This window comes from Agromyces mediolanus, from assembly GCF_044917495.1.
In the GTDB taxonomy this organism is placed as follows: domain Bacteria; phylum Actinomycetota; class Actinomycetes; order Actinomycetales; family Microbacteriaceae; genus Agromyces; species Agromyces mediolanus_B.
Map to the genome: position 1 here is coordinate 1 of NZ_JAVSSI010000006.1, position 20,911 is coordinate 20,911.

21 protein-coding genes are annotated in these 20,911 nt (G+C 71.6%); 3 read left to right on the plus strand and 18 right to left on the minus strand.

All coding sequences use genetic code 11. The features are described from left to right. Positions 1-515: 515 nt before the first annotated feature. A complete protein-coding gene (tyrS, locus tag ROT00_RS10120) occupies positions 516-1,817 on the minus strand; it encodes a tyrosine--tRNA ligase (protein WP_404774527.1) in 1,302 nt (433 codons plus the stop codon). A gap of 120 nt (positions 1,818-1,937) precedes the next feature. Here tyrS and ROT00_RS10125 point away from each other — a divergent pair, with 120 nt between their 5' ends. Both ROT00_RS10125 and ROT00_RS10130 read left to right on the plus strand, forming a co-directional pair. Then, positions 1,938-2,582, plus strand: coding sequence for a DNA-binding protein (locus ROT00_RS10125; protein ID WP_404774529.1), 645 nt, complete (start codon positions 1,938-1,940; stop codon positions 2,580-2,582). Then, entirely contained in the window at positions 2,579-3,172 is a 594-nt protein-coding gene (locus tag ROT00_RS10130) for a hypothetical protein (RefSeq protein ID WP_404774530.1), read from the plus strand. Before ROT00_RS10125 ends, ROT00_RS10130 begins: the two co-directional genes overlap by 4 nt. Positions 3,173-3,219: 47 nt before the next feature. Here ROT00_RS10130 and ROT00_RS10135 read toward each other — a convergent pair whose 3' ends face one another. The 17 genes from ROT00_RS10135 to infC form a co-directional block, all read right to left on the minus strand. Continuing rightward, positions 3,220-3,825 (minus strand): DNA-3-methyladenine glycosylase, encoded by a 606-nt coding sequence (locus tag ROT00_RS10135; protein ID WP_404774531.1) that lies wholly within the window; start codon positions 3,823-3,825, stop codon positions 3,220-3,222. Positions 3,826-3,833: 8 nt separating this feature from the next. Continuing rightward, the gene (argH, locus tag ROT00_RS10140) at positions 3,834-5,282 is read right to left on the minus strand and encodes an argininosuccinate lyase (RefSeq protein WP_404774533.1); all 1,449 of its coding nucleotides are present in this window, start codon (positions 5,280-5,282) and stop codon (positions 3,834-3,836) included. Further along, positions 5,279-6,214 (minus strand): ornithine carbamoyltransferase, encoded by a 936-nt coding sequence (gene argF, locus ROT00_RS10145; RefSeq protein ID WP_404774868.1) that lies wholly within the window; start codon positions 6,212-6,214, stop codon positions 5,279-5,281. Before argF ends, argH begins: the two co-directional genes overlap by 4 nt. A gap of 23 nt (positions 6,215-6,237) precedes the next feature. Then, positions 6,238-7,422 (minus strand): acetylornithine transaminase, encoded by a 1,185-nt coding sequence (locus ROT00_RS10150; protein WP_404774535.1) that lies wholly within the window; start codon positions 7,420-7,422, stop codon positions 6,238-6,240. Beyond that, positions 7,419-8,342: an acetylglutamate kinase gene (gene argB / locus ROT00_RS10155; RefSeq protein WP_404774537.1), complete on the minus strand. Its 924-nt coding sequence runs from the start codon at positions 8,340-8,342 to the stop codon at positions 7,419-7,421. Before argB ends, ROT00_RS10150 begins: the two co-directional genes overlap by 4 nt. Positions 8,343-8,344: 2 nt before the next feature. Next, positions 8,345-9,502, minus strand: coding sequence for a bifunctional glutamate N-acetyltransferase/amino-acid acetyltransferase ArgJ (gene argJ / locus ROT00_RS10160; protein WP_404774539.1), 1,158 nt, complete (start codon positions 9,500-9,502; stop codon positions 8,345-8,347). Further along, entirely contained in the window at positions 9,499-10,542 is a 1,044-nt protein-coding gene (gene argC, locus ROT00_RS10165) for an N-acetyl-gamma-glutamyl-phosphate reductase (protein WP_404774541.1), read from the minus strand. Before argC ends, argJ begins: the two co-directional genes overlap by 4 nt. Positions 10,543-10,871: 329 nt before the next feature. Further along, complete coding sequence (gene pheT, locus ROT00_RS10170; RefSeq protein ID WP_404774542.1) at positions 10,872-13,397, minus strand: phenylalanine--tRNA ligase subunit beta; 2,526 nt, start codon at positions 13,395-13,397, stop codon at positions 10,872-10,874. Positions 13,398-13,399: 2 nt separating this feature from the next. Then, the gene (pheS, locus tag ROT00_RS10175) at positions 13,400-14,440 is read right to left on the minus strand and encodes a phenylalanine--tRNA ligase subunit alpha (RefSeq protein WP_404774544.1); all 1,041 of its coding nucleotides are present in this window, start codon (positions 14,438-14,440) and stop codon (positions 13,400-13,402) included. 46 nt (positions 14,441-14,486) lie between these two features. Beyond that, complete coding sequence (locus ROT00_RS10180; RefSeq protein WP_404774546.1) at positions 14,487-15,389, minus strand: amino acid ABC transporter permease; 903 nt, start codon at positions 15,387-15,389, stop codon at positions 14,487-14,489. Continuing rightward, positions 15,386-16,042 carry an amino acid ABC transporter permease gene (locus tag ROT00_RS10185; RefSeq protein ID WP_404774548.1) on the minus strand — a complete coding sequence of 219 codons (657 nt, stop codon included), beginning with the start codon at positions 16,040-16,042 and terminating at the stop codon, positions 15,386-15,388. Before ROT00_RS10185 ends, ROT00_RS10180 begins: the two co-directional genes overlap by 4 nt. Before the next feature lie 66 nt (positions 16,043-16,108). Continuing rightward, positions 16,109-17,008: a glutamate ABC transporter substrate-binding protein gene (locus ROT00_RS10190; RefSeq protein WP_404774549.1), complete on the minus strand. Its 900-nt coding sequence runs from the start codon at positions 17,006-17,008 to the stop codon at positions 16,109-16,111. Between the two features lie 56 nt (positions 17,009-17,064). Continuing rightward, complete coding sequence (locus ROT00_RS10195; RefSeq protein ID WP_404774551.1) at positions 17,065-17,853, minus strand: amino acid ABC transporter ATP-binding protein; 789 nt, start codon at positions 17,851-17,853, stop codon at positions 17,065-17,067. Positions 17,854-17,921: 68 nt separating this feature from the next. Next, positions 17,922-18,722: a TrmH family RNA methyltransferase gene (locus tag ROT00_RS10200; RefSeq protein ID WP_404774552.1), complete on the minus strand. Its 801-nt coding sequence runs from the start codon at positions 18,720-18,722 to the stop codon at positions 17,922-17,924. Between the two features lie 215 nt (positions 18,723-18,937). Continuing rightward, on the minus strand, positions 18,938-19,321 hold the full coding sequence (gene rplT / locus ROT00_RS10205) for a 50S ribosomal protein L20 (RefSeq protein WP_189086013.1): 384 nt from the start codon (positions 19,319-19,321) through the stop codon (positions 18,938-18,940). A 29-nt stretch (positions 19,322-19,350) separates the two neighbouring features. Then, a complete protein-coding gene (gene rpmI / locus ROT00_RS10210) occupies positions 19,351-19,545 on the minus strand; it encodes a 50S ribosomal protein L35 (protein ID WP_243568617.1) in 195 nt (64 codons plus the stop codon). Between the two features lie 46 nt (positions 19,546-19,591). Then, positions 19,592-20,212, minus strand: coding sequence for a translation initiation factor IF-3 (gene infC, locus ROT00_RS10215; protein WP_189086189.1), 621 nt, complete (start codon positions 20,210-20,212; stop codon positions 19,592-19,594). Between the two features lie 279 nt (positions 20,213-20,491). Here infC and ROT00_RS10220 point away from each other — a divergent pair, with 279 nt between their 5' ends. Continuing rightward, a complete protein-coding gene (locus ROT00_RS10220; RefSeq protein WP_404774554.1) occupies positions 20,492-20,899 on the plus strand; it encodes a DUF1844 domain-containing protein in 408 nt (135 codons plus the stop codon). Positions 20,900-20,911 lie beyond the last annotated feature (12 nt).

Consider the following 20,911-nt stretch of genomic DNA (forward strand, 5'->3'; position numbering starts at 1 on the left):
CAACTGACTAATCAAAATCAAATTGTCCATCAATCAAAGGAATCCCACCTGCAAAAACAGGCTGGGGTTCAATAAATTGGCATTGAACATAGTGCACGCTGTTGAGTTCTCAAGAAACGGACGCACCCGCTTCACGACGTACAGACGCCGCTCATTCGGAGCTTTCGTTCTTCACCCGGGCATCCTCAAAAGGACGGAACCGAATGCTTCGAGATCGTGAAGGACGAACCTTCAGGTCTCGGGATTGTTCTGCCACCTCGAAGCGGTGAGCTTCTCGCTCTTCCCGCTGCTGTGGGGCAACAGATGAATACTTTACGGAGATCGCCACCTCCCCGCAACTCGGCCCTACATCCCGGGCGTGTCGCGGTCGTCCCGCCCGGCGCTCCCCCGCAGAAGTCCCGGATCAGCGCCATTTCCACGGGTTCTCGCCGCCGTCGTCCACGGGAGCGCCCGCCGGACGCGAATCGGCCCCGCAGCCGGGTGGATGCGGGGCCGATTCGCGAACTTCGCGGGGATCAGACGACGAAGACGCCGGCGAGGGTCTTCTTGCCGCGGCGGAGCACCGCCATTCCGCCGGGCTGGACGCGCCCTTCGAGGGTCGCCTTCTCATCGTCGATGCGCACGTTGTCGAGCGAGACCCCGCCCTGCGCGATCGCACGGCGCCCCTCGCTCGCACTCGCCACGAGTCCGGTGTCCACGAGCAGCTGGGCGATCGGCGCATCGGGCGAGGTGGTCGTGTTCGGCAGCTCCCGGAGCGCGGACTCGAGCGTCTCGGCATCCAGCTCGGCGAGCTCGCCCTGGCCGAAGAGCGCCTGCGACGCTGCGACGACCGCGGCGACCGCCTCCGCGCCGTGCACCATCGTGGTCACCTCGTGCGCGAGGACCCGCTGCGCCTCGCGGCGGAACGGCTCGCGCTCGACGAGTTCGGCGAGCTCCTCGATCCGCGCCCGGCTGAGGAACGTGAAGACCTTCAGCCGCTGCACGACGTCGGCGTCGTCGGTGTTGAGCCAGAACTGGTAGAAGCGGTACGGGCTGCACATCGTGGCGTCGAGCCAGATCGCGTTGCCCTCGCTCTTGCCGAACTTCGTGCCGTCGGCGTTCGTGATGAGCGGCGTGCCGATCGCGTGCACCGAGGCGCCCTCGACGCGATGGATGAGGTCGGTGCCGCTCGTGAGGTTGCCCCACTGGTCGCTGCCGCCGGTCTGCAGCCGGCAGTCGTACTGGCGGAAGAGCTCGAGGTAGTCGTAGCCCTGCAGGATCTGGTAGCTGAACTCCGTGTAGCTGATGCCGGCGTCGGAGTTCAGCCGCGACGCGACGGCGTCCTTCTTCAGCATCGTGCCCACGCGGTAGTGCTTGCCGACGTCGCGGAGGAAGTCGATCGCGCTGAGGCCGGCCGTCCAGTCGAGGTTGTTGACGAGCCGGACCGCGCTCTCGCCGTCCGCGGAGAGGAAGCGGCTCACCTGCGCCTGCAGGAAGCCCACCCACTCGGAGACCGTCTCCTTCGTGTTCAGCACGCGCTCGGCGGTCGGCCGCGGATCGCCGATGAGCCCCGTCGACCCGCCGACGAGTCCGAGCGGGCGGTGGCCGGCGAGCTGCAGGCGGCGCATCGTCAGCAGCTGCACCAGGTTGCCGAGGTGGAGACTCGGTGCGGTCGGGTCGAACCCGCAGTAATACGTGATCGGCTCGCCGGAAAGGAGCTCTTTCAGCGCAGCCTGGTCGGTCGACACGTGCACGAGGCCGCGCCAGAGGAGCTCGTCCCAGACGTCCTCGAAGGAGGCGTCGTTCTGCTGGGTTGCGAGGATCTCGGGATCTGACACCACGTCAGGCTACCAGCGGACGGATTCAGGATGGAACACTAACTGAATCACGATTAATGCCCTATCCTTATGCATACTCGGCCACCGATCGGCCGGGCCCGCTGCACCTCGAGGAGCACCATGATCGTCGTCACCGCCGACCAGGTCGCGAGCCGCACCCGGCCCGACCTCACCGCGGACGAGCGCGATCGGCTCCAGGCGGTGTACGGCGCACGCCTGCTGCTCCCGGTCGCGCGGAACGCCGGCGACGAGCTCCAGCTGGTGAGCGACGACGCCGAGACGATCGTGGACATCGTCTTCGAGCTCGTGCGCTCCGGCGACTGGAGCGTCGGCATCGGCGTCGGCGAGGTGCACGAGCCGCTTCCCGAGGACATCCGCGAGGCGAGCGGCGAGGCCTTCTTCGCCGCCCGCGACGCCGTCGAGCGGGCGAAGAAGAGCACTCCCCGCTTCGCGATCGGCGCGGCATCCGCGGACGCCGCCCACGTCGAGGCGCTCTTCCGCCTCGCCCTCGTGCTGCGCGAGCGCCGCTCGGCCGAGGGCTGGGAGGTCTACGACCGCATCGTCGCGGGCGCCCGCCAGACCGACATCGCCGAGGAGCTCGGCGTCAGCGCGCCCGCGATCAGCGCGCGGATGAAGACGGCGAACATCCGCGCCGAGCTCGACGCCCTGCCGGCGCTCGCCCGGCTGCTCGAACTCCTGGACTCCCCCGACCCGCGGAGTTCGGGCCCCGCCGCCCCGGAATCCCCGACGGAAGGACGACCGTGACCTCCTGGTTCCTCGCCGAGCTCCTCGGCTGGATCGTGCTGGCACTCGCGCTCGGCGCGGCAACGGCGTTCTCGATGCTCGCCTACTGGAAGCCGCGCCGGCTCCACCTCTGGCTCGCCGCGGGTGCACTCGCGGTCGCGCTCGTCGCCGCCGCGACCCTCCCCGGACCGGCACCGCTCGGGATCGGCGTCCTGACCTCGGCGGCGGCCATCCTCGTCGCGGTCTTCGGCGGCGGGCCCGCCGCCTCGGTCGCCCTCGACCTCGCGATGGGCGGATCGGTCAGGCAGGGGCTGCACGGCGGCATCCTCGTCGACGCGAAGCACGGCGACGCCGCCGACGGCGTCCGCCCGGCGCAGCGCGAGGTGCTGCGCGGCGGACGCACGATCGGCGTCCTCGAACGGCTCGCCACCGCCGGGGCGATCGTCGCAGGCTTCCCCGAAGCCCTCGCGATCGTCGTCGCCGTCAAGGGCGTCGGCCGATTCACGGAGCTCGAGGCGCCGGAAGCGCGGGAGCGCTTCATCATCGGCACGCTCGCGAGCCTCATCTGGGCGGCGGGCGCCGGGCTCGTCGCCCACCTCGTGCTGCGCTGAGCCGCGCCACGGGCCGGGGCGTGCGCTCCGCGACCCGATCGGCGCGATCAGGCGTGCGCGCCCGCGTGCTTCCGGTACGGCGAGACGCCGACATCGTCCGGGAGCCAGAACCGCCACGGATAGGCGCTTCCGCCGCCCGCACCGTTCACGCCGGTGCGCGGGCCCGAGACGAAAGCGAGCGGCTCGGCCGGGACCCGCAGATCGAACGGGGACGCCAGGAGATCGGCGCCCTTCGCCGCGAGGGGGACGCCGAGCGCGATCGACAGCCGCGCCGGCCCGCGGGCGAGCTCCCGATCGGCGGCCCCGGCGCGTCGGGCGCGAGCGAGTTCGATCCCCTCGACGACGGTGCCGCCGCGCATCAGGATGCCCGCCGCCCGGCCCTCCGGTCGCGCGACGATGTTCAGGCACGTGTGCATGCCGTAGCTGAAGTACGCGTACAGGTGCGCGGGCGCACCGAACATGACCTCGTTGCGCGGCGTCCGGCCGCGATTCGAGTGCGATCCCGGGTCCTCGCCGACGCCGCGGTAGGCCTCCAGCTCGGAGAGTCGGATCGCGACCCGGCCCTCCTCGGTCTCGTAGCCGAGGACCGCGCCGAGCAGGAGCGGCGCGAGCACGACGGGGTCGCGCTCGAAGAACGAGCGCGGCACCGCCACGAGTTCGCTCAGCGTGCGGCCTCCGGGAGCTCGGCGACGAGCTGACGGACTCGATCGGCGAGCGCGGCGAGCTGCTCGGCGACCCGCACCGGGGCGGTGCCGCCGATGCCGTCCCGGCTCGCCACCGAGCCTTCGATCGTCAGCACCTCGCGCACCTCCGGGACGAGATGCGGCGACACCGCCGCGAGCTCGGCGTCGTCGAGACCCTCGAGCCCGACGCCGCGCTCCTCGGCCGCGCGGACGAGCGCCCCGGTGATCTCATGGGCGTCGCGGAACGGCACGTGCCGCTTCACGAGCCACTCGGCGACGTCGGTCGCGAGCGAGAACCCGGCCGGCGCGAGCTCCGCCATCCGCTCCGTGTGGAAGGTGAGCGTCGCCACCATCCCCGTGAACGCCGGCAGGAGCACCTCGAGCGTCTCGACGGAGTCGAAGACGGGCTCCTTGTCCTCCTGCAGATCGCGGTTGTAGGCGAGCGGCAGCGCCTTCAACGTCGCGAGCAGGCCGGTCAGATTGCCGATGAGCCGGCCGGACTTGCCTCGGGCGAGCTCCGCGATGTCGGGGTTCTTCTTCTGCGGCATGATCGACGAGCCGGTCGAGTACCCGTCGTCGAGGGTCACGAAGCCGAACTCGCGGGTGTTCCAGAGGATGATCTCCTCGGAGATGCGCGAGAGGTCGATGCCGATGAGCGCGGCGACGAAGGCGAACTCGGCGACGACGTCGCGGCTCGCGGTGCCGTCGATCGAGTTCGGCGCGGGGCTCGCGAGCCCCAGGTCGCTCGCGACGGCGGCGGCGTCGAGCCCGAGGGTCGACCCCGCCAGCGCTCCGCCGCCGTACGGCGAGACGTCGGCGCGCTTCGACCAGTCGACGAGGCGCTCGAGGTCGCGCGAGAGCGCCCAGCCGTGCGCGAGCAGGTGGTGCGCGAGGAGCACCGGCTGCGCGTGCTGGAGGTGGGTGCGACCCGGCATGATCGCGGCGGGATGGGCGTCGGCCTGGGCGACGAGCGCGTCGATGAGGTGCACCAGCTCGCGGCCGATGACGGCGGCGTGGTCCTTCAGGTACAGGCGGACGAGCGTCGCGATCTGGTCGTTTCGGCTGCGGCCGGCGCGGAGCTTGCCGCCGAGCTCCGGCCCGACCACGTCGATGAGCGCGGCCTCGAGCGCGCCGTGCACGTCCTCGTCGGCCTCGGCGGCGACGAGCTCGCCGGTCTCGATCCGAGCCTCGAGCGCGTCGAGCCCGGCGAGCATCCCGTCGAGCTCGGCCGGCTGCAGATACCCGGCGGCGGCGAGCGCACGGGCGTGGGCGCGCGAGCCGGCGAGGTCGTAGCGGGCGAGCTGCCAGTCGAAGTGCGTCGACTTCGAGAGCCGGGCGAGCTCGGGCGACGGTCCGCTCGCGAAGCGGGCGCCCCAGAGCGAGCCCTCGTTGGTGCCGTGCGCCTCGGCGTTCGTGTCGTCGGTCATCGTGCCTCCTCCTGCTTCGCGAGCAGCCAGACGAGCAGCGCCTTCTGCGCGTGCAGGCGGTTCTCGGCCTCGTCCCAGACGACGGACTGCGGCCCGTCGATGACCTCCGCGTCGACCTCGATCCCGCGGTACGCCGGCAGGCAGTGCAGGAAGATCGCGTCGGCGTCGGCGTCGGCCATGAGCGACGCGGTCACCCGGTAGTCGCCGAACGTCGCGAGGCGCTCGGCCTTCTCGCTCTCCTGCCCCATCGAGACCCAGGTGTCGGTGACGATCACGTCGGCGCCGCGCGCCGCGGCCGGGGCATCCGTCGTCACGGTGACCGAGCCGCCGGTCTCCGCGGTGATCCGCTCGGCGTCGGCGACGAGGTCGGCCCTGGGCGCGTAGTCGGCCGGTGCCGCGATGCGCACGTGCATGCCGGCCGTGACTCCGCCGAGCAGGTAGGAGTGGGCCATGTTGTTCGCCCCGTCGCCGAAGTACGCGAGCGTGAGCCCCGCGAGCTCGCCCTTCCGCTCGCGCACGGTCTGCAGGTCGGCGAGGATCTGGCAGGGGTGGAAGTCGTCGGACAGGGCGTTCACGACGGGGACGGCGGTGCCGGCCGCCATCTCCTCCAGTCCCGACTGCGCGTAGGTGCGCCACACGACGGCGGCGACCATCCGCTCGAGCACTCGGGCGGTGTCTGCGACCGACTCCTTGCCGCCGAGCTGGCTCTCGTTCGAGCTGATGACGAGCGGGACGCCGCCGAGGTCGGCGATGCCCACCGAGAACGAGACGCGCGTGCGGGTGGAGGTCTTGTCGAACAGCACGGCGACCGTCTGCGGGCCGGCGAGCGGGCGCTCGGCGTAGCGATCGGCCTTGAGCCGGGCGGCCAGCTCGAGCACCTCGGCCTGCTCGGCGGGGCTCAGGTCGTCGTCGCGGAGGAAGTGGCGGGTCATCGGCATCCGTTCGTTGCGTGCGGTCATCGGGCGACGGCGGCGAGCGCGCGACCGAGCCGCGCCTCGAACTCGTCGAGCTCCGCGTCGCCGATCGTGAGCGGCGGCGCGATCCGGAGCGTGTGGTCGTTGGCGGCGTTCACGATGAGGCCTTCGCGCATCGCCTCGGCGACGACGGCCTGCGCCGCCGGCTCGGCGAGGCCGATGCCGATGAGGAGCCCGCGGCCGCGCACGCCCGAGACGAGCGGCGAGCCGAGGCCGAGGACGCGCTCGCGCAACTCGTTCCCGCGGCGGGCGGCGTTGTCGACGAGGCCCGCGCGTTCGATCTCGCCGAGCACCGCGTTCGCGACGGCCGTCGCGAGCGGGTTGCCGCCGAAGGTCGAGCCGTGCATGCCCTTCTGGTAGAGCTCGGATGCACGGCCGAAGGTCACGAGACCGCCGATCGGGAAGCCGCCGCCGATGCCCTTCGCGACCGTGATCGCGTCGGGCGCGATGCCCGCGTGCTGGAAGCCGAACCAGGCGCCCGTGCGCCCGGCGCCGGTCTGGATCTCATCGACGATGAGGAGGGCGCCGTGCCTGCTGGTGAGCTCGCGAGCGGCCTCGAGATAGCCCTCGGGCAGTTCGACCACGCCGGCCTCGCCCTGGATCGGCTCCAGGATGAGCGCTGAGACCGCGTCGTCGACGGATGCCTCGAGCGCCTCGAGGGTCGCCGGGATGTGCTCGACCCCGCCGGGCAGCGGTTCGAACGCCTGCCGCATCTGCGGCTTGCCGGTGAGGGCGAGCGAGCCCATCGTGCGGCCGTGGAACGCGTCGACGAGCGCGAGCACCCGGGTGCGCGCGCCGCCGTCATTGTTCAGGCGCGCGAGCTTGAACGCCGCCTCGTTCGCCTCGGCGCCCGAGTTGCCGAACCACGCGCGTCCCGCGTCGCCGGCCCCGGCGAGCCGGACGATGCGCTCGGCGAGCTCGAGCGCGGGCTCGGTCGTGAAGTAGTTGGAGACGTGCGCGAGCTTCGCCGCCTGCGTGCTGACGGCTTCGACGAAGACGGGGTGCGCGTGGCCGAGGGCGTTGACCGCGATGCCGGCGAGGAAGTCGAGGTAGCGGGTGCCCTCGTCGTCCCAGACCCAGGCGCCCTCGCCGCGCTCGAGCTTCGCGAGCGGGAGCCCGATCGAACGCATGATGCGCGCCTCGAAGCGCGGCTGCCAGGCGGTCATGCCGGGGTTCCCTTCGTCGTCGCCGGCACGACCTCCGTGCCGGAGCCCTGAGTCGTGAAGACCTCGAGCAGGATCGAGTGCGGCTCGCGCCCGTCGATGATCGCCGCCTTCGCGACGCCGCCATGCACCGCCTCGAGGCACGCGGTCATCTTCGGGATCATGCCCGACTCGAGCGAGGGCAGCAGCTCGGCGAGTTCGGCCGCGTCGATCACCGACACGAGCGAGTCGCGGTTGGGCCAGTCGCGGTAGAGCCCGGCGACGTCCGTCAGGATGACGAGCTTCGCCGCACCGAGCGCGACGGCGAGCGATGCGGCGGCCGAGTCGGCGTTCACGTTCAACGACTGCCCCGGGTGGTCGCCGTCGGGGGCGATCGAGGAGACGACCGGGATCTGCCCGGCCGCGAGCTGGGCGAGCACGGGCGCCGGGTCGACCGCGACGACGTCGCCGACGAGGCCGAGGTCGACCTCGACGCCGTCGACGACGGCACCGCGACGACGTCCGGTGAAGAGCCCGGCGTCCTCGCCGGACAGGCCGGAGGCGAGCGGGCCGTGCTCGTTGATGAGGCTCACGAGCTCGCGGTTCACCTGCCCGGACAGCACCATGCGGACGACGTCCATCGTCTCGGGGGTCGTCACCCGGTAGCCGCCGCGGAACTCGCTCTCGATGCCGAGCCGGCCGAGCATGGCGGAGATCTGCGGTCCGCCGCCGTGCACGACGACGGGCTTCACACCCGCGTAGCGGAGGTAGACCATGTCCTCGGCGAAGGCGCGCTGGAGCTCGGGGCTCACCATCGCGTTGCCGCCGAACTTCACGACGATCGTCTCGCCGTGGAAGCGCTTCAGCCACGGCAGGGAGTCGATCAGGGTCTGCGCCTTCGACGCGGCATCCGCGTCGGCGCCGGAATCGCGCTGCTCGGTCACGTTCAACTCGCGTACGCGCTGTTCTCGTGCACGTAGTCGTGCGTGAGGTCGTTCGTGAGGATCGTCGCCGTCTCGGCGCCGTTGTGCAGTTCGATCAGCACGTGCGTCGCGCGGGGCGTCAGATCGACGTCCTCCCTCGGGCGGTCGGGGCGCCCGGCGTGGCAGACGCGCACCCCGTTCATCGTGACGTCGACGAGGTAGGGGTCGAAGGGGGCCCGGGTGGTGCCGATCGCGGCGAGCACTCGGCCCCAGTTGGGGTCGTTGCCGAAGACGGCGGCCTTGAACAGATTGTTCCGGGCGACCGAGCGGCCGACCTCGACCGCGTCGTCCTCGGTGACGGCGCCGCGCACCTCGATCGTGATGTCGTGGCTCGCCCCCTCGGCGTCGGCCTGCAGCTGCGCCGCGAGGTCGAGACAGGCGCGGGTGACCGCGTCGGCGAACTCGGCCTCGTCGGGCGTCACGCCGGACGCGCCGCTCGAGAGCAGGGTGACCTGGTCGTTCGTCGACATGCAGCCGTCGGAGTCGAGCCGGTCGAAGCTCACCCGGGTGGCGCTGCGCAGGGCCCGGTCGAGCGACGCCGCGTCGAGGGCGGCGTCGGTCGTGAGCACCACGAGCATCGTGGCGAGCCCGGGCGCCAGCATCCCGGCGCCCTTCGCCATGCCGCCGACGCTCCAACCGGCGCCCGCCACGACGACGGTCTTCGGCTTGGTGTCGGTCGTCATGATGGCCCGCGCGGCGTCGTCGCCCGAGCCGGCGTCGGAACCGAGCCGCGCCACGGCGGAGAGCACGCCCTCCTCCAGCACTTCGCCGTCGAGCTGCTCGCCGATGAGCCCCGTCGAGCAGACGAGCACGTCGCCCGCCGCCACGCCGAGCGCGGAGGCCGCGGCCTCGGCCGTGCGGTGCACGACCTGGAAGCCCTCGGGGCCGGTGAAGCAGTTCGCGCCGCCGGAGTTCAGGACGACGGCCGAGACGATGCCGTCCTTCGCCGCCTCCTTCGACCAGAGGATGGGGTTCGCCTGCGCCCGGTTCGAGGTGAAGACGACGGCCGCCTGCTGAGCGGGCCCGCGGTTCACGACGACGGCGAGGTCGAGCGCGCCGGAGCGCTTGATGCCGGCCGCGATGCCGGCGGCCTCGAAGCCTGCGGGGGCGGTGACGGTCACGGGGCGACTCCGTTCACGGGGAGACCGGTCGACTCGGCGAGGCCGAGTGCGAGGTTGGCGGACTGGATGGCGGCACCGGCGGTGCCCTTCACGAGGTTGTCGACGGCGGTGACGACGACGACCCGGCCGGCGGCCTCGTCGACGGCGAGGCCCATGAGCGCGGTGTTCGCGCCGAGCACGTCGGCGGTGCGCGGGAACTGGCCCTCGGGGAGCAGCTGGACGAATCGCTCCCCCGCGTACGCGTCCTCCCAGGCGGCGCGGACCGCTGCGGCGCTCGTGCCCGGCACGATGCGGGCGGTCGAGGTCGCGAGGATGCCGCGCGACATCGGCACGATCACCGGGGTGAACGAGATCGTCGGAGCGGCGGCCCCGGCCCACCGGAGCGCCTGCTGGATCTCGGGGATGTGCCGGTGGGTGCCGCCGACGGCGTAGGGGTTCGCGGAGCCGAGGATCTCGGAGGCGAGCAGGTGCGTCTTCGCGCTCTTCCCAGCTCCCGACGGGCCGACGGCGAGCACGCTGACGAGGTCGGTCGGCTCGACGACGCCGGCACGGATGCCGGGGGCGAGCGAGAGCGCGACGGTGGACGCGTTGCAGCCCGGGGCCGCGATGCGCCGCGTCTTCGCGAGCCGGTCCCGCTGCGTGCCCGACAGGCGCGGCAGCTCGGGGACGCCGTACGTCCAGGCGCCGTGGAAGTCTCCCCCGTAGAACGCGCTCCAGTCGGCGGCGCTCTCGAGCCGGTGGTCGGCTCCGCAATCGATGACGAGCGCGTCGTCGGCGAGCTCCGCCGCGACCGCGCCCGAGGCGCCGTGCGGCAGGGCGAGGAAGACGAGGTCGTGGCCCGCGAGCGTCTCGGCGCTCGTCTCCTTCAGCGTGAGGTGCGTGTAACTGCGCAGGTGCGGCTGCACCTGCACGAGCGGTTGTCCGGCGTTCTGGTGCGCGGTGACGGTGCGCACCTCGAACTCGGGGTGATCGGCGAGGAGCCTGAGGATCTCTCCTCCGGCGTAGCCGGACGCGCCGGAGACGGCGACGGAGTAGGTCATGAGTCCACCTTAAAGGTCTGAGCGGTCGTGAGTCGGCTCCGGCGACACCGGTGCACGGCGGCAGTGCCGTGCACGGGGTCGCCTAGCGTCGGCGAGCGCCCCGGCGTCGGTCGCGCAGCGCGGCGGCGCGCAGAGGCTGCGCCGCGACGAGGGACCGAAGGGAGGACATGCTGCGACCCTATCGACTCGAGGGGAGGGATGCCAAACCGGCGGTCGCCCGATGACCGACCGGCCCGCCCGGCTGCAACGGCAGCGGCCCCGCCCGGCTGCTGCCGGGACGGGGCCGTTCCGTCGCGCACGAACGAACGCGTGCGCCGGACGCCGTGCGGTCAGTCGCGGATCGCCGCACCGAAGCGCTCGGCCGCGAGCTTCGCGCCCGCGAGCTTCGCCTCGCTCGCCTCGGCGGCGGTCAGCGTGCGGTCGGCCGCCCGGAAGCGCAGCGCGAAGGTCAGGCTCTTCGCCCCATCCGGGACGCCCTGGCCGCGGTAGTCGTCGACGAGGTGGAGCGCCTCGAGGAGCTCGCCGGCACCCTCGCGCACCGCGGCACCGACCTCGGCCGCCGCCGCCTCGAGCGGCACGACGAGCGAGAGGTCCTGCGTGGCCGCGGGGTGCGTGCCGAGCGGGCTCGCCTCGACAGTGCGGTCGGCCGCGGCGATGAGCGCGTCGAGGTCGAGTTCCGCGACCGCGACGACGCGCGGCAGGTCGGCCGCCTCGGCGATGGCCGGATGCAGCTCGCCGGCGAAGCCGATCCGCGCGCCGCCCGCGCGGAGCTCGGCGGTGCGGCCCGGGTGCATGGCCTGGTGGCGTCCCTGGACGATCTCGATCTCGCCGCCCGTCGCCAGCGCGATGCGGCGCACGGCGTCGAGCGCGTCGGCGAGGCCGGCGGGCACGGCGGGCTGACCCGGCTGCTTCGCGACGACGTCGCCGGTGAGCAGCACGGCGACGTGGCGCGGCTGCGGCGGGATGCCGTCGATGAGGGCCGCGAGCTCGTCGTCGCTCGGCCGCGCCGCGGCCGCGGGCAGCACGGCGGTGCCGTACTCGCGGCCGGACTCGGGCAGGAAGACGAGGCCGAGCTCGAAGATCTCGAGGTCCACGAGTCCGCGCGAGAGGTTGCGCCGCGCGACCTCGATGAGGCCGGGCAGGAGCGACCGGCGGAGGAACGGCCGGCTCGCGTCGAGCGCGTTGGCCACGCGGACGGACGCCACGGGCGCGCCGTCGACGCTGCCGAAGCTCGCGTTGTCGGCCTCGCTCACGAACGGGAACGCCAGCACCTCGGTGCCGCCGCCCGCGGCGAGCACGTCGGCCGTGCGCTTCCGGAGGCGCTGCGCCCGGGTGAGGCCGCGCCCGGGCGGCGCGACGGGGAGCACGGAGGGGATCCGGTGGTACCCGACGAGTCGGGCCACCTCCTCCGTGAGCTCCGCCTTGCCGGTGAGGTCCGGGCGCCAGCTCGGCGGCGTGACGGCGAGCCCGCCGTCGACCGCCTCGACCGCGGCGCCGATCTCCGCGAGCGCGACGCGGATCTCGGCATCCGTGTACTCGACGCCGATGAGCGCCGACGCGTAACCGTCGGGCAGGAGGATGGCCTCACGCGCGGGCGCCTCGTGGATGAGGCCGCCGGCCGGGTCGGCGGTGCCGCCGGCGAGGTCGACCATGAGCTGCGCGACCCGGCTCGCCGCGGCGGCGGCGATCTCGGGGTCGACGCCGCGCTCGAAGCGCCGCGACGCCTCGCTCGGGAGCTTGTGCCGGCGGGCGGCACGGGCGATCGACACGGGGTCGAAGTTCGCGGCCTCGATGAGCACGTTGCGCGTGGTGCCGCTCATCTCGGTGCGGGCGCCGCCCATCACCCCGGCGATGCCGATCGGACCGGCATCGTCGGTGATCAGCAGGTCCTCGGAGTGGAGCGTGCGCACCTTGCCGTCGAGCGTCTCGATCGTCTCGCCCTCGCGCGCACGCCGGACGGTGATGCCGCCCTCGAGCGTGTCGAGGTCGTAGCCGTGCATCGGCTGCCCGAACTCGAGCATCACGTAGTTGGTGATGTCGATGAGGAGCGAGAGCGAGCGGATGCCCGCGAGCTTCAGCCGCGCCACCATCCACGGCGGCGTCGGACGCGAGGCGTCGACGTCGCGCACGATGCGCGTCGCGAAGACGTTCGAGCCGACCCGGCCCCGGATCGGCGCCTCGTCGGCGATCACGACCGGGAAGCTCCCGGTCGTGGCATCCGCCGGCGCCGACTGCGCCACCGGGTCGCGGAACGCGGCGCCCGTGGCGTGCGCGTACTCGCGCGCCACGCCGCGGATGGAGAAGGCGTAGCCGCGGTCGGGCGTGACGTTGATCTCGACCGCCGCATCGTTCAGCCCGAGCAGCTCGATCGCATCGCTGCCGACCGGTGCGTCGATGCCGAGCTCGGCGAGCCGGAGGATGCCGTCGTGGTCCTCGCCGAGTCCGAGCTCGCGCGCCGAGGCGATCATGCCGTCGGACACGTGCCCGTACGTCTTCCGCGCCGCGATCGGGAACGGGCCGGGCAGCACCGAGCCGGGCAGCGTCACCACGACCTTGTCGCCCGGGAAGAAGTTGCGGGCGCCGCAGACGATGCCGTGCACGGCGTCCCCGCCGTCGGCCGCCGTCTCGCCCTCGGGCGCGACGCGGACCTGGCACCAGCGGATCGTCTTGCCGTTGGACTGCGGCTCCTCGACGAACTCGAGCACCTCGCCCACGACGATCGGGCCCTCGAGCTCGAACGCGTGCACGTCCTCCTCTTCGAGGCCGACCTTCACGAGGGCGGCATGGACCTCTTCGGGCGTCGTCCCGGGGACGAGCTCGACGTACTCGGCGAGCCAGCTGAGCGGCACTCGCATCGTCAGACCACCATTCCGAACTGCTGGGAGAAACGGACATCGCCCTCGGCCATGTCGCGCATGTCGGAGACGTCGTTGCGGAGCATCAGCCCGCGCTCGACGCCCATCCCGAACGCGAAGCCGGAGTACTCCTCCGGGTCGATGCCCGCGGAGCGGAGCACGTTCGGGTGGATCATGCCGCAGCCGCCCCACTCGATCCAGCGCGCGCCGCCCTTGAAGGTCGGGTGCCAGAAGTCGAGCTCGGCGCTCGGCTCGGTGAAGGGGAAGTAGCTCGGGCGCAGGCGGATCTTCGCCTCCTCGCCGAAGACGGCCTTCACGAAGTGGTCGAGCGTGCCCTTCAGGTGCGCCATCGTGAGGCCGCGGTCGACCGCGAGCCCCTCGAACTGCATGAACACCGGCAGGTGGGTCGCGTCGAACTCGTCGGTGCGGTAGACGCGCCCGGGGGCGAGCACGTAGATCGGCACCTCGCGCTCGAGCATCGAACGCACCTGCACCGGGCTCGTGTGCGTGCGGAGCACGAGGTGCTGCTCCGGCGGGTCGATGAAGAAGGTGTCCTGCATCGCGCGGGCGGGGTGGTCGGGGTCGAAGTTCAGCGCGTCGAAGTTGAACCACTCGCTCTCGACCTCGGGGCCCTCGGCGATCTCCCAGCCCATGCCGGTGAAGATCTCGGCGACGCGGTCCTGCAGGAGGGCGAGCGGATGCCTCGCGCCCGCCGTGTAGCGCGACGGCAGCGCGGTCACGTCGACGGCCTCGGCGGCGAGGCGGGCCTCGGCCTCGGCGGCGGTGATCTCCGTCTCGCGCGCCGCGAACGCCTGGTTCACGCGCCCGCGCGCGCCGCCGACGAGCTTGCCGAGGGCGGCCTTCTGCTCGTTCGGCACGCTGCGCAGCAGCGCGTTCAACTGGGCGAGCGGCGACTTCTCGCCGGTGTGCTCGGCGCGGACCTGCTTGAGCGCGGCGGAGTCTCCCGCGGCGGCGATCGCCGCGAGGGCGGCGTCGACGGCCGCGGCGACCGCGGGCTCGGTGATTTCAGTGGGCTCTGGCACGAAGAACGAGTCTAGTCGGCCGCCGCGAACGGGGGACGCCGCACGCTCAGCGACGCGGTTCGGCGTCGTCGAGACCCGCCTGCACCGCGACGGCGCGCGTCGCGGTCATCCCGTCGTCGGCGGGGGCGACGCCCGCCACGAGCTTCGCGCTGCGGCGGAGCCGGCGCTCGACGCGGTTCGCCACGAAGGAGAGGATCAGGCAGAGCACGATGTAGATCGCACCGACGACGATCGTCGCCGGGACGATCGGCGAACCGTACGTCGACTGGGAGCCGATGTAGCGGGCGTAGAAGAGCAGCTCCTGGTACGTGATGATGTAGCCGAGCGCGGTGTCCTTCAGCGTCACCACGAGCTGGGCGATGATCACCGGCATCATCGCGCGGATCGCCTGTGGCAGGAGGATCAGCCGCATCACCGAGGCCTTGCGCAGGCCGATCGCGTACCCGGCCTCGCTCTGCCCCTTCGGCAGCGATTCCACGCCGGCCCGGATGACCTCCGCGAGCACCGAACCGTTGTAGGCGACGAGCGCGATCACGACCGCCCAGTACGGCTCCATGCGGATGCCGAGGACCGGCAGGCCGTAGTAGAGCAGGAACATGAACACGAGCACCGGGATGGCGCGGAGCACCTCGACGACGGCGCCGACCGGCCCGCGCAGCCAGGCGTGGTCGCTCAGCCGGCCGATGGCGAGTACGAAGCCGAGCGCGAGCGCGCCGACCGCCGCGACGCCGAACGCCGCGAGCGTGCGCCCCGTGGCGAGCCCGATCTGGAGCCACACGTTCGAGTAGGTGAAGGCGTCCCACTTCTCCGCGGAGAACTGGCCCGTCTCCCAGAGCCGCCACACGATGAAGCCGAGCAGCCCGAGCACGACGAGCACGGTGAAGACGCCGAGGATGCGGTTGCGCGCGATCGCCCGAGGGCCGGGGACGTCGTAGAGGACGCTGCTCATCGGGCCACCTTCCAACGGTTCTCGAACGTTCGCTGCAGCCAGGACAGCAGGAGCACGAGAACCACGAAGACGACCATGACCCAGAGGATCGCCACGAACTGGTTCTCGCCGCGCTCGCTGAGGTAGCTGCGGACGGAGCCGAGGTTCACGACGGAGAAGCCCGCCGCGACGGTCGTGTTCTTCAGCAGGGCGATGAACACGCTCATCATCGGCGGGATGACCGAGCGGAACGCCTGCGGCAGCACCACGAGCGTCATGACCTGCCCGAAGGTGAGGCCGAGCGCGCGTGCCGCCTCCGCCTGCCCGACCGGCACGGTGTTGATGCCGGAGCGGATGGTCTCCGCGACGTAGGTGGCGGTGTAGATGCCGAGCGCGCAGATCGCGAGCGTCAACGACACGTCGCCGGTCAGCCGGAGGCCGAGCAGCGGCGGCAGCGCGAACGCGAAGGCGAAGAAGACGAGGGTGAGCGGGGTGTTGCGGATGGTGTTGACGTAGAACGTGCCGACCGCCCGGGCGACCGGGATCGGCGAGACCCGCATCGCGCCGACGATCGTGCCGAGCACGAGCGCGAGCAGGCCGCCCGCGAAGAACAGCACGAGCGTGCCGAGCAGGGTCGACGACCAGAGGTCGAGGTTGTCGGTGATGATGCCCATCGTGCTCCTCCGCGGATCGGGTCGGCCGGCGAGACGGGCGGGGGCCGGAGCCCCCGCCCGCTCCGATCAGTCGACGGCCGGCTGCTCGCCCTTGATGCCGGCGGGTGCGAGGTGCTCGTCGAAGAGCGCCTGCCACACGTCGCCGCCGTCGGTGAAGAGCTCGTTGATGTGGGCCTGCAGCTCGGTGTCGCCCTTGGCGAGGCCGACGCCGTAGCGCTCCTCGCTGAACGGCTCGCCCGCGATCTTCAGCTCATCGGGCTGCTGCGCCACGTAGCCGGCGAGGATCGCCTCGTCGGTCGTGATCGCGTCCACGGAGCCCTGCACGAGCTGGTCGACGCACTGCGAGTACGTGTCGTACTCGACGGTGTCGCCCGGGTTGTACTCGTCCCGGATGCGCTGCAGCGGGGTCGACCCCGTCACCGAGCAGACGATCTTGCCGGCGAGGTCGTCGGGTCCGTTGATGTCCTCGTTGTCGGCGGCGACCAGCAGGCCCTGCCCCGTGATGAGGTAGGGGCCCGCGAAGTCGATCTGCTCCTTGCGCTTGTCGGTGATCGAGTACGTGCCGACGTAGTAATCGATGTCGCCGTTCACGATCGCCTGCTCGCGGTTCGCCGACGGGATCGTCTGGTACTCGATCTGGTCCTCGTCGAAGCCGAGCGACGCCGCGATCCAGCGCGCGATGTCGATGTCGAAGCCGCTGCGCTCCCCCGAGGCGGCGTCCTCGTAGCCGAGGCCGGGCTGGTCGTTCTTCACCCCGATGACGACCTTGCCGCGCTCGGTCATCGCGTCGAAGGTGGGGCTGCCCTCGAGCTGCACATCCGTGGCGACCTCCCAGAGCGGCGCGTCGCTCGCGTCGCCGGCGTCGCCGGACGGGTCACCGGGGCTCCCGCTGTTGCAGCCGGTCAGGGCGAGTGCCGCGACCGCGAGGCCGGCGATGGCGCCGGCGAGTCGTGTTCTGCTTCGCATGTGATCCTCCTGGTTTCGTATCCGTCGTTCGGGTCGCCGCGGCAGGGCGCGGACGTCTAGTGGGTGATGAGCTTCGAGAGGAAGTCCTTGGCGCGCGCGCTCTTCGGCGCCGTGAAGAACTCCTCGGGCGCCGCCTCCTCGACGATCTGCCCGTCGGCCATGAACACGACGCGGTCGGCCGCCTTCCTGGCGAAGCCCATCTCGTGGGTGACGACGATCATCGTCATGCCGTCGTGGGCGAGGCCGACCATGACGTCGAGGACCTCGTTGATCATCTCCGGGTCGAGCGCGCTCGTCGGCTCGTCGAAGAGCATCACCTTGGGGTTCATCGCGAGCGCCCGGGCGATCGCCACGCGCTGCTGCTGGCCGCCGGAGAGCTGACCGGGCAGCTTCTCGGCCTGCTGGGCGACGCCGACGCGCTCGAGCAGCACGCGCGCCGCGCGCTCGGCATCCGCCTTCGACTGCCGCTTGACCTTGATCGGCCCGAGGGTGACGTTGTCGAGCACCGTCAGGTGCGAGAACAGGTTGAAGGACTGGAACACCATGCCGACGTCGGCGCGGAGCTCGGCGAGCGCCTTGCCCTCCTTCGGCAGCTCGGCGCCGTCGATGCGGATCGAGCCGGACGTGAACGTCTCGAGTCGGTTGACCGTGCGGCAGAGCGTCGACTTGCCGGACCCGGACGGACCGATGACGACGACGACCTCACCGCGATCGACGCTCAACGAGACGTCTTTCAGTGCGTGGAACTGCCCGTAGTGCTTCTCGACGTGGTCGACGACGACCAGCGGTTCTCCCCGGCGCACCGAGAAGTTCGACGTGTCGGTCCCGGGTTCGCTGCGCTGCATACCCCCCAAGTTAGGGACAACGACCCGCGAATCGCCAGAGCGCGAGCGGCGCGGTTACCGATTCGTGATCAGCTCCGGTGTGCGAACGCGCTCTCGTAGAGGCAGACCGAGGCCGCCGTGGCGAGGTTCATCGACTCGGCGTTGCCGTAGATCGGGACGACCACGGCGCGGTCGGAGAGGGCCAGTTTCTCGTCGTCGAGCCCCCGGGCCTCGTTGCCGAAGATCCAGGCCGTCGGCTCCGCCAGGAGGCCCTCGGTGCGCACGGCGAGGAGGTCGTCGCCCTTGACGTCGGCGGCGAGCACGGTGAGGCCCGCTGCACGGGCGCGCGTCACGATGTCCTCGAGCTCCGCGCCCACCGCGACCGGCAGGTGGAAGATCGAGCCCGTGGAGCTCCGCACCACCTTCGGGTTGTAGAGATCGACGGCGCGGCCGGTGAGCACGACCGCGTCGGCGCCCGCCGCGTCGGCCGCACGGACGATCGTGCCGAGGTTGCCGGGGTCGCGCACCTCCTCGAGGATCGCGATGAGCTTCGGCTTCGCGGCGAAGACGTCCTTCACGGCGGTCGGGAACTGCCGGCAGACGGCGACGAAGCCCTGCGGCGTCACCGTGTCGGCCATCGACTCGAGCACCTGCTCAGTCACGAACTCGACCTCGAGGCCGTGCTCGCGCGCGCGTTCGGCGAGCTCGGGGTGGCGCTCGAGCGCCGTCGGCGTCGCGAAGAGCTCCTCGACGAGCTCGGGACGGAAGCTGAGGGCTTCGCCGACGGACTGCGGCCCCTCGAGCAGGAAGCGGCCGCTCTCCTGGCGGGCGGGCTTCTTCGCGAGCTTCGCCACGGCGCGGACGCGCGGCGAACGGGGGTTCTCGAGCATGCCTTCAGCCTAGCGAGCGGGGCGCCCCGCGCCGCGCCATCCCGCCGCGCGCCATCCGGCCGCGCACCGGGGCGGTCGCGCCGCTCGACGGTCGGGGCGGCCGCCCTGCTCGACGACGCGGGGCGGGCCGTCCCCGGCAGCCGCCGGCCCCCGGGGACGGCGAAGGGCCCGGCATCCTGTGCAGGATGCCGGACCCTTCGGGTGCCGAAGCGACGTTACGCGGCCGAAGGCGCGTTGACGTCGGCGGGGAGCGCCTTCTTGGCGGTCTCGACGAGCGCCGCGAACGCGGTGGGCTCGTTCACCGCGAGCTCCGCGAGGATGCGACGGTCGACCTCGACGCCGGCCAGGCCAAGGCCCTGGATGAGGCGGTTGTAGGTGAGGCCGTTCGCGCGCGAGGCCGCGTTGATCCGCTGGATCCACAGGCGACGGAAGTCGCCCTTCTTCTTGCGGCGGTCGTTGTACGAGTAGACGAGGGAGTGGGTGACCTGCTCCTTCGCCTTGCGGTAGAGGCGCGACCGCTGACCGCGGTAGCCCTCGGCGCGCTCGAGGATGACCCGACGCTTCTTGTGCGCATTGACAGCGCGCTTCACTCTTGCCATGACGTGTGTTCCTTACGGGTCTCTTCGGCTCAGCGGCCGAGAAGCTTCTTGATGACCTTGGCGTCGGGCGCCGCGGCGACCTTGTCCTGGTTCAGGCGGCGGGTGCGCACCGAGGACTTGCCCTCGAGGTTGTGGCGCATACCGGCCTGCTGCTTCTTGATCTTGCCGCTGCCGGTGATCTTGAAGCGCTTCTTGGACCCGGAGTGGGTCTTCTGCTTCGGCATCTCGTGTTCTCCTTGGATCTGCCGCCACGAATGACGGACGGGGGTGTCAGGCTTCGTCCGTACCGGACTCTGCCGTCTGCGCCTCGGGCTCGCCGGCCTCGGCCGGTCGCGCCTTGGACGCAGCACGCTGTGCGTTCGCCTCGGCCTTGGCCTCGGACTTGTTCTTGAGCGGAGCGATGACCATGACCATGTTGCGGCCGTCGATGGTGGGCGTGTGCTCGACGGTGCCGAACTCCGCCACGTCCTCGGCGAAGCGCTGCAGCAGGCGGACGCCCATCTCGGGGCGCGACTGCTCGCGACCGCGGAACAGGATCATCGCCTTGACCTTGTCGCCGGCCTTCAGGAAGCCGACGGCGCGCTTCATCTTGGTCTCGTAATCGTGCTTGTCGATCTTGAGGCGGAACCGGACCTCTTTGAGGATGGTGTTCGCCTGATTGCGCCGGGCCTCCTTGGCCTTCTGCGCAGCCTCGTACTTGTACTTGCCGTAGTCCATGATCTTGACGACCGGCGGGCGGGAGTTCGGTGCGACCTCGACGAGGTCGAGGTCCGCCTCCTGCGCGAGCCGCAGGGCCACCTCGATCTTCACGACGCCGACCTGCTCTCCGCCAGGACCCACGAGACGGACCTCGGGGACGCGGATACGGTCATTGGTACGCGGATCGCTGATGCGTGTCTCCTCTGCTCAAGGCATTCTTCAGAAGCCGATCGGGAGACGGATGCCGCCCGACGACGAGAGCGGCACTCCTTTGCCAGAAACTCTGGCACGCACTGCTCCCCCGGAACGGATTCCGAGGGCTCGTGCGGCACCCTGACTACCCGGCCTCTCGCGAGACCCGGCGGAGTGCAACGACCCGGTAACCTTGAGCGGTCAGCGCGGGTGGGAGAAGATCCACTTTCGTACCGGGGATGAACCCCGGAGCCCGCAGAAGTTTAGCAGAGGAAATCCGTGACCGACAATTCCGCCGAGTCCCCCGCCGTCCACTCGCACGGGGAGGAAGCCGAGCAGTACGCCGCAGCGGTCGCGGCCGAGGCCGCCGACGCCACCCGCGACATCGCCGAGGTGCCCGCGGTCGAGGTGATCACGACGGCCGCCGTCCACCTCATGAGCGCCGCCGCCGTCAAGGTCGGACTCGCCGACGATCCCGATTCGCAGCTCGACCTCGACGAGGCCCGCAAGCTCATCAACGCCCTCGCCGGGCTCATCACCGCCGGCGCCCCGGAGATCAGCGACATGCACGCGCGCTCGCTCCGCGACGGCCTCCGCTCGCTCCAGCTCGCGTTCCGCGAGACCTCCGCCATCCCCGACCCCATCGGCCAGGGCCCGGGCGAGAAGTGGACCGGCCCGGTCAGCTGATCGGGGCGTCCG

Coding starts and splice junctions, on each gene's coding strand:
- argF (WP_404774868.1), bottom strand. CDS start 6,214: ATGACCCGCCACTTCCTCCGCGACGACGACCTGAGCCCCGCCGAGCAG.
- ROT00_RS10190 (WP_404774549.1), bottom strand. CDS start 17,008: ATGCGAAGCAGAACACGACTCGCCGGCGCCATCGCCGGCCTCGCGGTC.
- ROT00_RS10125 (WP_404774529.1), top strand. CDS start 1,938: ATGATCGTCGTCACCGCCGACCAGGTCGCGAGCCGCACCCGGCCCGAC.
- ROT00_RS10180 (WP_404774546.1), bottom strand. CDS start 15,389: ATGAGCAGCGTCCTCTACGACGTCCCCGGCCCTCGGGCGATCGCGCGC.
- ROT00_RS10150 (WP_404774535.1), bottom strand. CDS start 7,422: ATGACCGCCTGGCAGCCGCGCTTCGAGGCGCGCATCATGCGTTCGATC.
- pheT (WP_404774542.1), bottom strand. CDS start 13,397: ATGCGAGTGCCGCTCAGCTGGCTCGCCGAGTACGTCGAGCTCGTCCCC.
- argC (WP_404774541.1), bottom strand. CDS start 10,542: ATGACCTACTCCGTCGCCGTCTCCGGCGCGTCCGGCTACGCCGGAGGA.
- argH (WP_404774533.1), bottom strand. CDS start 5,282: ATGACCGACGACACGAACGCCGAGGCGCACGGCACCAACGAGGGCTCG.
- ROT00_RS10185 (WP_404774548.1), bottom strand. CDS start 16,042: ATGGGCATCATCACCGACAACCTCGACCTCTGGTCGTCGACCCTGCTC.
- ROT00_RS10195 (WP_404774551.1), bottom strand. CDS start 17,853: ATGCAGCGCAGCGAACCCGGGACCGACACGTCGAACTTCTCGGTGCGC.
- rplT (WP_189086013.1), bottom strand. CDS start 19,321: ATGGCAAGAGTGAAGCGCGCTGTCAATGCGCACAAGAAGCGTCGGGTC.
- rpmI (WP_243568617.1), bottom strand. CDS start 19,545: ATGCCGAAGCAGAAGACCCACTCCGGGTCCAAGAAGCGCTTCAAGATC.
- ROT00_RS10200 (WP_404774552.1), bottom strand. CDS start 18,722: ATGCTCGAGAACCCCCGTTCGCCGCGCGTCCGCGCCGTGGCGAAGCTC.